Here is a 14,544-nt window from a genome sequence, read left to right on the forward strand (position 1 = left end):
TATCCGTAAGTAACATGAACACATCCTCCAATATTTTTCTTTATTGTACTTGAAATTTGGAGGAAATGCAAAAAAACTTTTCCGGTTTATCCGGGTTAGGAGATTTATATCGGACTTACTGCCGGGAGGGGCACGCAAACGAACCGACACCGCGTCAACTGCTCAAGATCTTGGTTTATGGTTACATGAATCATCTCTATTCCAGTCGGGAGATTGCCGCGGCCTGTCTCCGGGATATTAATTTCATGTGGCTTCTGGAAGGGGCAAAGGCACCCCATTATTCCACCATTGCCAGGTTTCGTACCCTGCATTTCGGTCCCTGCGCAGAGCCGATCATGGCAGAAGTGTCCCAGTTCCTGTATCAACTGGGAGAATTGTCCGGAGAAACCATTTTCATAGACGGTACAAAGATCGAAGCATGCGCCAACAAATATACTTTTGTATGGAAGAAAGCGGTCAGTAAGAACCTGGGAAAATTATTGGAGAAACTGGCTGCCTTTGTAGAACTCTGTGAGGAGACTTACGGGATCAAGGTGGTGTATCAGAACCAGGTGAAAATGAAGCATGTAAAAAAGCTGCGGAAGAAACTGTATGCATTGAAAGAATCAGAAGGAATTGAATTCGTCCATGGCACTGGGAAACGAAAAGATATCCTGCAGAAAAGCATTGAGACTTTGGAGGGACATCTGAAAAAACTGAAAGAATATACGAAAAAGCTGCATATTTGCGGAACACGCAACAGTTATTCCAAAACCGACCATGACGCGACTTTTATGAGGATGAAAGAAGACGCTATGGGGAACGGACAGCTCAAGGCCGGATATAATCTCCAGCATGGCGTAGACAGTGAATATATTTCATGGCTGACCCTGGGACCACAGCCAGCGGATACCACAACATGGATTCCATTTACTGGTGCAACAGCCCCATAAAAAATAACGGACGTTCCCTTCTCAGACCTTAATCCCACCAGAAATACCACACATCCGACCCTTCCAGCCCTGCCGCCAGTTCCGACAGCTTATAGGTCCGCATCCCCTGGTCCACCCGGTCCACGCAGAAGGCATAGTGCTCTTTGGCAGCCTCCAGGCTGTCCGCCCCGTTGAGTCCAGCGGGTGCATAGAATTCCATCACATCGTGGGTAAAGACCGCCGGAATGGCCTGATATTTTTCATACCAGTATTTGCAGATGGAGATCATCTCTTCCGGCCCGGGGCACTCGTTCCATCCTCCCATGGGCAGGCAGCCGATGATCTCCCATGGATGACGGACCGGGAGTTCTAAGAGCAGCACGTCCGCTTCCAGATTGCCGTCGGAGAAGGAGCAGTAGCCTATGAAATGATGCAGCACTTCGCCTTCTGTTTCATTTCCGATGAAATCCTCCTGGCCTTCCTCGTCCAGCTCCAGATCCTCCATGTATTCCTGATAGCGTTCCTCCAGGATCTCCTTGCCATTGTCCCCGCAATTGGCAATGATCTCGTCTCTGTCATAGTCCTGGGATACGACCTCCTCCAGCCATTCCACAGCATATTCGTCCAACAGGAAAATAGTCGGATAAAAGCCTTCCATCCGTCCGGCCTTCAGAGCCCTCCGGTAGGCCTGCTCCACCGGCTCCGGGGCGGTTCCTTTCTTAAAGACCGTGTACCTGCACTGAAAACGTTCTGCGATCCGTTTTGTTGATTCTTCCATGATGTGATTCCCTCCTTTTTGATTTACGTATGATGGATTCCCGTAAAGCAGCGGGCCGGCTCCTTACAGTAAAAGCCGGACTTGATTTTTGCAGTCCGGCTTTCAGCACTTCTTTTATGTATACTCACGGCAGATTTGCCTGGCGCTCAGTATATTATGCTTCCGTCTGCTGATGACGGTGCATGGAAAATTCGTATTTGCTGTATTCGGATACAGTATCCGTAACCAGACGGTCATCCGCCCTCTTCAGCTGCTTGTCACGCTCCCGCTTGAATGCCCGCTCTTCCTGGATATTGCCGGGGCCGGCTACGCATCCGCCCAAGCAGGCCATTCCCTCGATAAAGTCCTCCGGCAGCTTTCCGGCCTTCAAAAGCATGAGCGCTTTCCGGCATTCCGCCGCGCCGTTGCACTGGCGTACGTTCAATCCGCTCTGTCCGCCGTGCTCGATATAAGCCTGCTTCACCGCCCTGGTCACACCGCCGGAATTGGAGTAATTCTTGGCATGGATACTTCCGTTCTGAGTCTCTTCCAGAGTCACTGGCTCCAGCTTGATCTTCTTTGCGCGGAGCATCGCCTGGAACTCTTCAAAGGTCAGTACAAGATCCGCGTTTTCGCCTTCCTTGTCCTGATCCTGTCCGGCCTCGCTCTTCTTCGCGATACATGGTCCGATGAAGATGCATACCGCACCCGGATGCATGGCCTTGACCAGTCTTGCCGTTGCGGCCATCGGGGATACCGTGGTGGAGATGTGGTCAGAGAGCTCCGGGAAATGCCGCCGGATGAGGTGCACAAATGCCGGGCAGCAGGAGGTGGTCATCTTTTTGCCGGCCTCATGTGCCTCCGCCCATTCCTTTGCTTCGGAATCAGATACGAAATCCGCTCCGATCGCCACGTCTACCATGTCCTTGAATCCCATCTTCTTGGCTCCTTTGCGGATGGATTCCATGGTGATATCCATGCCGAACTGTCCCTCAGCGGCAGGAGCTACCAGCGCGTATACCGGACGGTCGCCCTTCAAGTAGTCAATGACCTCGATCATACGGGAGCTGTCAGAAATCGCGCCGAACGGGCATTTGCTGATACAGGAACCGCAGCGGATACATTTCTCATCATCGATCCATACCCTTCCGTCCTCATCCGCCTGGATCGCGTCTACCGGGCAGGCGCGGCGGCAGGGGCGCATAATATCCACAATCGCGTTGTACGGACATGCATCGTAGCACTGGCCGCATTCTTTACATTTTTCCGGATTGATGTATGCCTTGTCCCTTGCCATGGTGATGGCTCCGAAACGGCACGCCTGCATACACTTCTTGCCCATGCACTTCTGGCAGTTGTCTGTCACGGAAAAACGGGTGATGGGGCAGTTCTCGCAGGCTGACGGGAGGATCTTGACCGTGTTGTGGCAGGGCTCGCCATCTGCCGGGTTGATGTTCTTGGCAAGCATGATCCGTTCACGGACGATCTCTCGCTCCTTGTGGACGCAGCAGCGGAACTTCGGTTTGGTCCCTGGCAGGATCTCGTAGGGCAGTGTCGCCTCGATCTTGTGCAGGTTCCCCTCAAAGGCCGCTTTGGCAACCTGGTAGAGCACTTCGTCTTTTACTTCTCCAATGGTATTATTCTCGTGTAACATACTATGATTCCTTTCTTATGTAGTGAATTATGATATGTTTCCTTAAAAGCGTTTATATTTTAACATATTTTTTTGGGTGAAACAATACTATAGATGAACGAAGTGGAGTAAGATTTTTTAGTTGATTTTTCAGAAAATATTTTGAAACTGCGAAGGAATGACGAGGCGGAAAAAATAAAAAACACGTGGCATATCTCAGCTGTACGCCATCTGACACTTAAATTTTTCAAAATCCTTTTCAAGAAACTGTACTTTTTCGATGAGGTAGTTTACCTTTACTTCATAGGCAAGGTTCTTGTCGGCCACCGGAATGGCCTGGTTGAGCTTATTGGTAAGTTCGATAAAGTTCTCGGCGATCAGCTGTATGTTCTTATCTGTCTGGTTTTCAAGATGCACCTCAATGGCGGTTACTCTCTGCTTGAGGATAGAGACGTCCTCTTTGAGTACAGCGACATCAGTTTTAAGTACGGCGACATCGGTTTTAAGTACAGCGACATCCTTTTTGAGATCAGCGACATCGGTTTTAAGTACAGCGACATCCTCTTTAAGACCAGCGACATCGGTTTTAAGTACAGCGACATCCTCTTTGAGACCAGTGACATCCTCTTTGAGACCAGTGACATCCTCTTTGAGACCAGCTACATCTTCTTTGACACCTAAGATTTCGGAAAGAATGAGATCAAGTTTTTGGCTGTCGGTCATTTTACTGCCTCCTTTCAGGGAATCTGTTTACGTGGTTCTGTAAGTATAGCACAATCATGGTACAAAGTCTATAAAATAATCGGGAATAAAAAAGTAATAAAAAAGTTCTGCCTGTACGGTTGAAACAGTTTGAAAAAAACGCAGAATCTGTTATGATAAGTGGAGTAAATACCAGAAAAGATCAGAGAGGAAAATAATTATGGTTGAAACAGGGGTAGCCTTTGGCAGATTTCAGATTTTTACATTAAAGCATATGGAATATATCCTGGCGGCAAAGATGCGCTGCCATAAGCTGTATATCGGGATCACGCATGCAGATATCGTTTCCTTTGCGGCAACCTCGTCGTTGGATCGGCATGGGGTCACGAAGCGGGACAATCCGCTGACCTATCTGGAGCGCTACGAGATGATCCAGGGGGCGCTGCTGGACTTCGGGGTCAGGCGCAAGGAGTTTGACATCATTCCGTTTCCGGTAACGCAGTCGGATCTGATTCCTCAGTATGCGCCCAGGGATGCTACGTATTACTTGAGCATCTGCCGGGAATGGGATGAAGAGAAGGCGCAGGCCGTCCAGCGGCAGGGACTGAAGACGGAGATCCTCTGGCAGCGGCTGGGCGAGGAATGCGGACCGACAGGGTATGATGTTAGAAAGATGGTGGCGGAGAACAAGGAATGGTTCCAGTATGTGCCGAAAACGGTAAGCGACTATATCCGGAAGCGCGGGATTGATCAGCGGATCAAGGAACTGGAAAGGCTGTATTCCAATCCCGAGTGGAAAAACCAGAAGCCGCGGGAGCGGTCTGCGAATCAATAGGCCGGATCTGAGCCGGCCCGGTGCGGCTGGTGTTACTGTTCACACCCTTTGGGTGCTCCAGTAACAGTATCCAGCCTATTTTAAGTCGCCTTCGGCGAGAGGCTGGATATTATGGCAAATGTTACTTTATTTGCCGGACACCGTGCAGCAGGGTGCACGATTCCGTGTGAACAGTAACCGGCTGGTTTCCGGAAACCAAAAAGAAAACAAAAAGCCTGGAATCCTAAAATGTAGATTCCAGGTCCTGCATCGGTCCTATGGAAGCAGATACGCGTACATCACTACAAAATGGCAGGCGCTTCCACCCATGACGAAGAGATGGAAAATTTCATGACTGCCGAAATTCTGATGCCTGCTGTTGAAGATCGGAAGCTTCAGCGCATAGATCACACCTCCGATCGTATAGATGATGCCGCCCGCCAGAAGCCATCCGAAAGCTGCCATACTCATGGAATTTAAGAGCTGTGTAAAAGCCAGCACGCAGGTCCAGCCCATTCCGATATACAGGATGGAAGAGACCCACTTGGGGCAGAAGACCCAAAATGCCTTGATCAGGATCCCGACGATGGCGATCCCCCAGACAAGAGAAAGCAGGATCAGCCCGGTCCGCCCTCTGAGCACCAGAAGGCAGATCGGCGTATAGCTGCCTGCGATCAGGACGAAGATCATCATATGGTCGATTTTCTTTAAAACAGTATTAATTTTTTCTGACAGATCGAAGGTATGGTAGGTTGTACTTGCCGCATATAATAAGACCAGGCTCGCCGCATAGATGGCAAGAGAGATCACGTAGATCCGTCCCGGTTCGTGAGCTGCACGGATCAAAAGCGGGACTGCGGCGAAGATCGCCATCAGCATGCCGATAAAATGGGTGATTGCGCTTCCTGGATCTTTGATGTGTTGTTTTGTCATAAAAACCGCCTCCTAAATTTATAATTAAACGATAAGTAGTTTTGAATACTACATATGATTATATTCATATATTACACCGGTTATTCCTAAAAAGCAAGAGAAAAATTACCATTTTATCAATTTAGAGGTTACATATAGTAACAGTTCGCTGGCTGGTCAGTAAACTGTTACGACAGATATCAGAATACGAATCAGTACAGAACAGGAGGAAACATGAATGAGAAACCATGAAGTGACACAGGCACACCCGCTGCTGAACTCAGACGGAAGCCTTATGGAGCCGGGCTGGTCCAGAAAGCTGGTTCAGACGTATTCCAGAGACAGGATCCGGGCACCGAAGTTCCGGATCAAGGAATGGGATTATTATCTCGTATTAAATGAAGACTTTGCCGGGGCATTCACCCTCTCAGATGACGGCTACATCGGACTGCAGTCCGTGTCGCTGCTGAATTTTAAGGAGGGCTGGGAGCACACGGAGACCATACTCAATCCATTTCCCATGGGCAGATTCCATATGCCGGAGACCTCAGAGAGAGGGGATGTGGTATACCGGGACAACCGCCTCCACATGGGTTACTTTATAAAAGACGGAAAACGCCAGATCCGCTGTCGTTTCAAGAATTTTTATCAGGGAAAGGATTTTTCCTGCGATATCCAGCTGGAGCAGCCGGATATGGATACGATGGTGATCGCGACCCCGTGGAAGGAAAAGAAGACTGCCTTTTATTACAATCAGAAGATCAACTGCATGCCCGCATCCGGCAGCATGAGATTTGACGGAAGGACCTATGCCTTTTCCAGGGAAACAGACTTCGGTACGCTGGACTGGGGCAGGGGCGTGTGGACCTATGACAACCGGTGGTACTGGGGTTCCGGGAATCAGATGATCGGTGAAAAAGCATTTGGCTTCAATATCGGATATGGGTTCGGTGATACCTCGGCGGCATCGGAGAATATGTTGTTCTATGACGGGAAAGGGCATAAGCTGGATGACGTGGAATTTCACATTCCCGCGGACAGTTATATGAAGCCGTGGACATTTTCCTCCAGCGACGGCAGATTCGAGATGGAGTTTCAGCCGGTTCTTGACCGGGCTGCCCGAACGGCTGCGGTTCTCATCGAAACGGACCAGCATCAGGTATTCGGCAGGATGAACGGCAGGGCAGTGCTGGATGACGGCAGGGTACTCGAAGTGAAGGATATGATGTGCTTTGCGGAGGACGTGCATAACCGGTATTGATGACCGAAAATTTCGGATTCCGCGCGGCAGTCGGTATATTTGACACAGAGTCTGCTGCCGGCCGCTGCGTGGAATCGTAAACAGTTGGAAAAATTTCCAGCTGTACGGTTGGATGATCTAAAGAGCATCCAACCTACGCATCCATTCGCAAAATCCGTGCTATCGCACTCTTGCGCCTGCTAATGCAGCCGCATTTTGCTCATTTATGCGTAGGTTGCTAATCCGAAATATCGGTTTTATTGCAATAAGTTGCATAAAACCGATATTTCGGATTGCAACCGTACAGGTGGAAAAATTTTAAGCCTGCCTTCGCTCAAAGAATTTATCAATATTACTTTTAATATCCTCAGGCTTTAAGTATTTTGACAAATAGCCTTCAGGCTTTAAAGGAATAACTTTTTTTACACTTTCCGGATCCACACGGCCTGTCAGGAAGAAAACAGGAAGCTCGGCCAGCGAATCGTCGGAACGGATCATCTCCAATACCTGCTTGCCGTCGCAGACCGGCATCTCGTAATCCAGCAGAACCAGATCCGGCCTGTCCAGAGTGATGGAGCGTATCGCGGCGACTCCGGATGTGGCCACGGCAATCTCATAGTCCTCTTCCAACAATTGCTTCATGCCCTGACGGATCGTCATGGAATCGTCAACGATCAGGATCTTTGGCTTTTCCTCCGCTTTGCTGGCCTCTCTCTGGGTCAGGTATTCTTCGATCTCGGAAATGGCATTATCCATGCTGATCGCGGTTCCCACGCCGTTTTGGAGCAAGTGGGGCGCAATGACGCAAAACGCGAAATAACCGGCGCCGGTATCAAACAACAGGCTGACCTGGGGATTGTGGCGTTCAAATACCTTGCGGAACTGCTCATATGTCAGGAGATTTTCTTCCTGCATTTCCTGCAGGTCCGCATCCGGAAGATGCTCTCTGATCCGTCCGACAAACTGCTGCGCCGTATATCTGGCAGCATTGATCAGCATGGAATCCAGTTTGTTTGTCTGAAGGCCCAGTACCTTTCCGACAGTATTGATCAGAAGCATTTCCTCAAAGACCAGTATGATCTCCCATTTTTCATCCTGCTTTGTGCCGTAGACCAGACGGTAGTAGACCCCTTTTCCAAACTTTTCTCCGCCGTACGCGTCGCTGATCATGCTGGATTCCAGCTGAAACATATCATAGATCAGCTGGACGATCGTCTTCTGCATGGCATTCAGTTCATCGCTTGGCAAAAGACTTCCCCACTTGCTGCTGTCTTCTCCCTTGATCGCGCGGTCTTCCGTCAGAGTATGCCCGATCAGCCAGCCGGCGCAGACTCCCAGAAAATGGGCAACAGCATCCGGGGAATAATCCGACCGCTCCAGTTCCTCCTCCAATGCCGGAAGCGTATTGTTGCGAAAACCGGCATGGATATGCTTGTGTACCAGGATATCCTTGTAATCAATGGATGCCATATATTCTTCTTCATCTGCAAAATGCTTCATCGCATGGTCCTTGAAGAACTTGATCCCCTCCTGGCATGCCCATTGGCTTTTTTTGTCCTCCTCACTGAATGAGAAGAGCTTGTTGATGATCTTGAAAAGACGCTTATGTTCCTTATCGATCGTGTCCACTCCGATACTGAACTCGTCCTTCCATACCAATTGATTTTCCATAATGAAATCATCCTCCTTTGCCGCAGTCAAGGCTTCATTCTTTGCGCATTGTTTCTGCAACCCCCTTCTCCTCCCCTGACTGAGTATCATATCTGTCAAGAATGACATTTCATAAATACAGTAAATGGTTTATGGCTGGTTACTGTTCACACCCTTTGGGGAGTCAGTTTCCATGGTTTTCCGGTTACATCGTAACGTTACCTTTGACTTTACCGCTAAATATTACTATATCATATATATGCAGAAAAAGGTAATTTGATTTTATACCATTTTGCTAGATAACAACAAAAAAATATAGGACAAAGCGTCCTTGCTCTGTCCTGAGTAAATGCCGTTTTCTGTAAGGACTGCGTTATCGGATGATGGTTCCGGCTTTTCCGTGGATGCCGTCTTTTACTTTGTCAAAAGAGGTGATCAGCGCGCTGCGGCACTCCCCCTTTTCAATGAACTCCACGGAAGCCCGAAACTTCGGATACATGTTGTAAATGCCGAAATGCCCCTGCTCCATGTATTCTCTGGCTTCCCTGACTGTGATCTCTCCCAGCTTGGTCTCATTCTCCTGTCCAAAGTTGATGCATACCTGCTCCACGCTTGTCAGGATGATCAGAATGTCGGCTCCCACGCCTTCCGCAAGCTTGCCGGCTGCAAGATCCTTTTCGATGACGGCGCTGGCGCCTCTCAAATGATTATCCTGCTTCATGACCGGAATCCCGCCGCCGCCGCAGGCGATGACCAGCTGATCCGCGTCTAAAAGGGCTTTGACGGCATCCAGCTCCACGATCTCAACCGGATTGGGGGCGGATACGACCCGCCGGAAGCCTTTGCCGGGCTCCTCGATGATATAATTGCCTTTCTTCCGTTCCTCATTGGCTTCCTGGACCGACATATACCGTCCAAGTACCTTGGTGGGCGTATAAAATGCCTCGTCATAGGGGTCTACGATGACCTGGGTCAAAATCGTGCTGACCGTGCGGTAAATGCCGCGGTTCAGCAGTTCTTCCCGGATGCCGTTCTGGAGGTCATATCCGATATAGCCCTGGCTCATGGCAGAGCATACGGACATGGGCGCGGCAGTGTAGTCCGGATGTGCCTTGCCGAATTCATTCATGGCGGTATGGATCATGCCGACCTGGGGGGCGTTGCTGTGTGTGATCGCGATCTGATAGCCTTCCTCCAGAAGATCGGCAATGGATTTTGCGGTTTTCTTTACGGCCACCATCTGCTCGGGGAGCGTAGTGCCCAGAGCGCGGTGCCCAAGTGCGATGACTGCTCTTTTCTTCATAGTTGTTCTCCCTGTTCTTTCATATATTCATATCAGTTCCTGTGAACACCGGGTCAGGGTGTGAACAGGAGCTTATATCATTCCACCGTCCAGTCCGATGATCTGCCCGGTCAGATAGGGGTGGTTCTCAGCCAGGTCATAGACCAGTTCCGCAGTCTCCTCCGGTGTGCCGAATCGTCCCGCCGGAACCTGTTCCCTCAAAGCCTGCCGCTCTTTTTCGGAGAATCCGGCATTCATGGCAGTATCTATGACTCCGCAGGCAATGGCATTGACCTGAATATTGCTTGGGGCCAGTTCCTTTGCCAGGGCCATGGTCAGACCGTTGAGGCCGGCCTTGGAAGCGGAGTATGCAGCTTCGCAGGAGGCGCCGACCCTCCCCCACATGGAAGAGATATTGATGATCTTCCCGCTTTTTTGGGAAATCATGTAGGGGAGGGCGGCACGGGAACAGTAAAAGGCGGAAGAGAGGTTCGAATGCAGAATGTCTTCCCAATCCTGGTCCGTCATATCAGTCAGAAGTCCGACATAGGAGATCCCGGCATTGTTCACCAGAACGTCCGGTCCGTCACAGATCTCACGCAATCTGGAAAAAATCTGTGCCGTGTCGGCAGGATCACCCGCGTCTCCCGGTACGGCTTCGCACAAATGCCCGCAGGCAAGCAGCTGCCTCTTGATATTATATAATTCTGTAACAGAATGCCTGCAGTTGATAAATACAAAATACCCGGCCCGCGCAAAGCGAAATGCACAGGCCCGGCCGATGCCGCGAGAGGCGCCGGTGATCAGTACGGATCGTTTTCCCATATAGACTCCCTGGACTGCCTGCATAGATGCTTCGGCAGCCGTCACTTTTTCTTATTATAAGAAACGAATGTGTTTCATATTCTTATCATACCACTGTTTGACAGAAATAGCTATCAGTTTTTTATTCATTTTCAGGGCTGAACGGAAGGAACGGTTTCGAAGCCGAATAAAAATTAGATGAATTATTACAAAAATGTTAAAAGGGTATTGCAAAATTTGAGGATATACTTTATAATACGACTGTATCATTAAGAATAAATCATGACGTTGGAATCATTTTGTCAAAAATTTTTAAAAAATATTGAAAAAGGATGACTGATGTTGTATAATGATATTTATATGTGGGGACATATAAATAATTAAATATTAATAAGGAAAGGTGACAAGATGAAATTTAAAAGAGTACGCAGTCTGTTGCTGGCAATCGCGTTGGCTTGTTCCATGGTTGTCACTCCGGCATTTCCTGTAAGTGCTTCACCGGAAGAGGAGAAGCAGGCAAATCTGGAGAATCAGAAAGCAGCAGTTGAAGGTGAAGTAAATGATTTGCAGACGCAGCTGAATACATTAATGATCAAGATGAATGAACTGGAGGGGCAGTTGATTGTCAAAGGTCAGGAGCTTGTACAGGCGAAGCAGGATCTGGCAGTTGCGGAAGATAAGAAGCAGCAGCAGTATGAAGATATGAAGCTTCGTATCAAGTATATGTATGAAGAGGGAGACGTTTCTGCGCTTGAGCGTGTGATGAGCTCCGGAAGCATGGCAGAAGCATTGAAGCAGGGGGAATATGTAGAGCAGGTACATAGCTATGACAGGGATAAGCTTGAGGAATACGCTCAGACGGTGACTGAAGTAGAAGACCTGAAGGCTACATTGGAAGAGGAAACCACTACCCTGAAGAATATAGAGGCAGAATATCAGGTTCAGTCTTCAGAACTGGAGACTACGATCGAATCCAAGCGTGAGGAGGTTGATAACCTGGACGAGATGATCCGGATTGCGGCTCAGGAGGCGGAAGCAGCCCGTATCCGCGCGGCGGAGGAAGCAGCGGCCGCTGCACGGGCGGCAGAAGCGGCAGAGCGGGCACGTACAGCTTCAGCGCGTACCCAGCAGCCGACTGTGGCGCAGCCCACGGTTACATCGACTCCGGATACTCCGGCAGAGGGGAATACAGATTCCAATACACCGGGAGAGAATACAACAGGGGAAGAGAACACAGACAACGCGACAGATACTCCTGAAGAGGATACGACGACTCCCACCCCGGAGCCAAGCTATGATGTCTTTACGGGCAACTCCATTGTGGATCGCGCGTATGGCTGGGTCGGGAATGCGGAATATGTATGGGGAGCCTGCTCTCCGGGATCCTTTGATTGTTCCGGTTTTGTAAGCTATTGTCTGACAGGCAGTTATTCCCGTTTGGGTACTACATATACATTCCTCGCATGGCCGCAGGTGTCAGATCCGCAGCCCGGCGATGTATGTGTCAACGCAGGACACTGCGGGATTTATATCGGTGGAGGCCAGATGATCCATGCGGCAACAGAGGGCGTTGGTGTAGTTGTCGGCCCTGTACAGGCTGGCATGATCTATGTACGCTACTAAAGAGGAATTCTCATCATATAGATACAAAAGATTGATCAGGCACGAAAGATTGATTAAGAAACAAAAGATTTTATAAGCAGCAAAAGATTTATAAAAGACAAAAGAGAAGGAACCCCTGCGCCGCATATGCGGACAGGGGTTTTTTAAAATCCGTCTACAAAAATCCTTGCGCTGTGCGGGGTTCTGTGCTATACTACTACCGTTGCAAAAAACACGTATGCGGGTTTTCCGCAGGTGCCTAAGTCTGCGTCAGGATGTACACTTTTTAACCTGAGCGGGCCGGTTTCGGAAAAAAGGAAGCATACGGAAGACTAAAACCAGATGGAGGAAAGAAACATGAGCGTTATTTCAATGAAGCAGCTTTTAGAGGCAGGTGTACATTTTGGACATCAGACAAGAAGATGGAATCCTAAGATGGCTCCGTACATTTACACAGAGAGGAACGGCATCTACATCATCGATCTGCAGAAGTCTGTGGGCATGGTTGACGAGGCTTACCAGGCAGTGGCTGATATCGTGGCAGACGGCGGTACCGTTCTGTTTGTAGGAACCAAGAAGCAGGCTCAGGACGCGATCCGCACAGAAGCAGAGCGCTGCGGTATGTTCTATGTGAATGAGAGATGGCTGGGAGGCATGCTGACCAACTTCAAAACGATCCAGAGCCGTATCCAGAGACTGAAGGATATCGAGAGAATGGAAGAGGACGGAACCTTTGACGTACTGCCGAAGAAGGAAGTCATTGAATTGAAAAAGGAATGGAGCAAGCTTGAGAAGAATCTGGGCGGTATCAAGGAAATGAAGAGAGTTCCAGACGCAATCTTCATCGTTGACCCGAAGAAGGAGAGAATCTGTGTTCAGGAAGCACATACCCTGGGTATCCCGCTGATCGGAATCTGTGATACGAACTGTGATCCGGAAGAACTGGATTATGTTATCCCGGGTAATGACGACGCGATCCGTGCAGTCAAGCTGATCGTTTCCAAGATGGCGGATGCGGTCATCGAAGCAAATCAGGGTGCTGCAGAGGAGTACTATGAGGAAGCGGAAGAAGCTGCGGACGAATACGTAGAAGAATAGATGGAGGAAAAAAACATGGCAATTACAGCAGGCTTGGTGAAAGAGTTAAGAGAGATGACAGGCGCGGGCATGATGGACTGCAAGAAGGCTCTTACAGAAACAAATGGAGATATTGATGCTGCAATCGAATACCTGAGAAAGAACGGACAGGCAAAGGCTGAGAAGAAGGCAGGAAGGATTGCCGCGGAAGGAATTGTACGTACCGTTGTGAAGGATGATAAGGTTGCGGCGATCGTGGAAGTAAATTCTGAGACAGACTTTGTCGCTAAAAATGCAGATTTCCAGGCATTTGTAGAGGCAGTGGCCGCTCAGGCTGTAGAGACAAACGCGGCAGATATTGACGCGTTCATGGCAGAGGCATGGAAGGAAGATACCAGCAAGACTGTGAAGGAAGCCCTGGTCGAGAAGATTGCGGTGATCGGAGAAAACCTGAATATCAGAAGATTTGAGAAGGTTCAGGCAGACGGCTGTGTGGTATCCTATATCCACGGCGGCGGACGTATCGGTGTACTGGTAGTGGCAGATACGGACGTTGTAAACGATGAGATCAAGACATGCTTAAAGAATGTGGCAATGCAGGTTGCGGCGATGTATCCGAAGTATGTATCCCGCGCAGAGGTTTCCCAGGAATACATGGATCACGAGAAGGAGATCCTTTTGGCGCAGGCGAAGAAAGAGAATCCGGAGAAGCCGGACAACATCATCGAAAAGATGATCATCGGCCGTTTGAATAAGGAATTGAAGGAGATCTGCCTGTTAGACCAGGTATATGTTCAGGACAGCGATCTGACGGTTGCAAAATACGTGGACAAGGTCGCAAAGGAAAACAATGCAAACGTAACCGTGAAGAAGTTCATCCGTTTCGAGACAGGCGAAGGTCTGGAAAAGAAAGTGGACGACTTTGCGGCAGAGGTTGCGGCACAGGCTGGAATGTAATCAGCATGCAATGTTCCGGAAGCGGCAGATCGCAGATCTGTCTGCTAAGGAGCTGTAGAAAAGTAGAATGCGGATCCGCAGTTGTTCGTGAGACTGCGGGTTCTTTTTTATTCTATAGGGTGCGCCCAGCTAAGGGCTTGGAATTCGGTGGGTGAAAGTCCTACGGTGTAAGGTACAAGCTATACCGCACCAAGCGAGTCTTG

Annotated in this window: 12 protein-coding genes and 1 pseudogene; 6 read left to right on the forward strand and 7 right to left on the reverse strand. The window is 49.3% G+C overall.

Annotation, left to right across the window (positions count from 1 at the left end; all coding sequences use genetic code 11):
* Positions 1–95: 95 nt before the first annotated feature.
* A pseudogene (locus ACTOY7_RS20405) lies at positions 96–923 on the forward strand (transposase); the annotation flags it as partial.
* Positions 924–960: 37 nt separating this feature from the next.
* Here ACTOY7_RS20405 and ACTOY7_RS20410 read toward each other — a convergent pair.
* The 3 genes from ACTOY7_RS20410 to ACTOY7_RS20420 form a co-directional block, all read right to left on the reverse strand.
* The gene (locus ACTOY7_RS20410) at positions 961–1,689 is read right to left on the reverse strand and encodes a DUF4253 domain-containing protein (RefSeq protein WP_482671580.1); all 729 of its coding nucleotides are present in this window, start codon (positions 1,687–1,689) and stop codon (positions 961–963) included.
* A gap of 154 nt (positions 1,690–1,843) precedes the next feature.
* Complete coding sequence (locus ACTOY7_RS20415) at positions 1,844–3,322, reverse strand: 4Fe-4S dicluster domain-containing protein (RefSeq protein WP_160283417.1); 1,479 nt, start codon at positions 3,320–3,322, stop codon at positions 1,844–1,846.
* 195 nt (positions 3,323–3,517) lie between these two features.
* Complete coding sequence (locus tag ACTOY7_RS20420; RefSeq protein ID WP_482671579.1) at positions 3,518–4,024, reverse strand: hypothetical protein; 507 nt, start codon at positions 4,022–4,024, stop codon at positions 3,518–3,520.
* A gap of 199 nt (positions 4,025–4,223) precedes the next feature.
* Here ACTOY7_RS20420 and ACTOY7_RS20425 point away from each other — a divergent pair, with 199 nt between their 5' ends.
* The gene (locus tag ACTOY7_RS20425) at positions 4,224–4,838 is read left to right on the forward strand and encodes a nucleotidyl transferase family protein (RefSeq protein WP_300885582.1); all 615 of its coding nucleotides are present in this window, start codon (positions 4,224–4,226) and stop codon (positions 4,836–4,838) included.
* 255 nt (positions 4,839–5,093) lie between these two features.
* On the opposite strand, the gene trhA is transcribed toward ACTOY7_RS20425, so the two are convergent.
* The gene (gene trhA, locus ACTOY7_RS20430; protein ID WP_160283414.1) at positions 5,094–5,750 is read right to left on the reverse strand and encodes a PAQR family membrane homeostasis protein TrhA; all 657 of its coding nucleotides are present in this window, start codon (positions 5,748–5,750) and stop codon (positions 5,094–5,096) included.
* 217 nt (positions 5,751–5,967) lie between these two features.
* Here trhA and ACTOY7_RS20435 point away from each other — a divergent pair, with 217 nt between their 5' ends.
* On the forward strand, positions 5,968–6,990 hold the full coding sequence (locus tag ACTOY7_RS20435; protein WP_160283413.1) for a DUF2804 domain-containing protein: 1,023 nt from the start codon (positions 5,968–5,970) through the stop codon (positions 6,988–6,990).
* Positions 6,991–7,287: 297 nt separating this feature from the next.
* On the opposite strand, the gene ACTOY7_RS20440 is transcribed toward ACTOY7_RS20435, so the two are convergent.
* The 3 genes from ACTOY7_RS20440 to ACTOY7_RS20450 form a co-directional block, all read right to left on the reverse strand.
* Complete coding sequence (locus ACTOY7_RS20440; RefSeq protein WP_482671578.1) at positions 7,288–8,640, reverse strand: hemerythrin domain-containing protein; 1,353 nt, start codon at positions 8,638–8,640, stop codon at positions 7,288–7,290.
* A 352-nt stretch (positions 8,641–8,992) separates the two neighbouring features.
* Positions 8,993–9,922: a carbamate kinase gene (arcC, locus tag ACTOY7_RS20445; RefSeq protein ID WP_160283411.1), complete on the reverse strand. Its 930-nt coding sequence runs from the start codon at positions 9,920–9,922 to the stop codon at positions 8,993–8,995.
* A gap of 72 nt (positions 9,923–9,994) precedes the next feature.
* Positions 9,995–10,726, reverse strand: coding sequence for an SDR family NAD(P)-dependent oxidoreductase (locus tag ACTOY7_RS20450; RefSeq protein ID WP_482671577.1), 732 nt, complete (start codon positions 10,724–10,726; stop codon positions 9,995–9,997).
* A gap of 387 nt (positions 10,727–11,113) precedes the next feature.
* On the opposite strand from ACTOY7_RS20450, the gene ACTOY7_RS20455 reads away from it, so the two are divergent.
* From ACTOY7_RS20455 to tsf, 3 genes are all read left to right on the forward strand, one after another.
* Entirely contained in the window at positions 11,114–12,328 is a 1,215-nt protein-coding gene (locus ACTOY7_RS20455; protein WP_300885586.1) for a coiled-coil domain-containing protein, read from the forward strand.
* Positions 12,329–12,664: 336 nt separating this feature from the next.
* Positions 12,665–13,405: a 30S ribosomal protein S2 gene (gene rpsB, locus ACTOY7_RS20460; protein WP_160283408.1), complete on the forward strand. Its 741-nt coding sequence runs from the start codon at positions 12,665–12,667 to the stop codon at positions 13,403–13,405.
* 15 nt (positions 13,406–13,420) lie between these two features.
* Positions 13,421–14,341, forward strand: coding sequence for a translation elongation factor Ts (gene tsf / locus ACTOY7_RS20465; RefSeq protein ID WP_300885588.1), 921 nt, complete (start codon positions 13,421–13,423; stop codon positions 14,339–14,341).
* Positions 14,342–14,544: the final 203 nt, after the last annotated feature.

It is taken from the genome of Schaedlerella sp. (genome assembly GCF_056796775.1).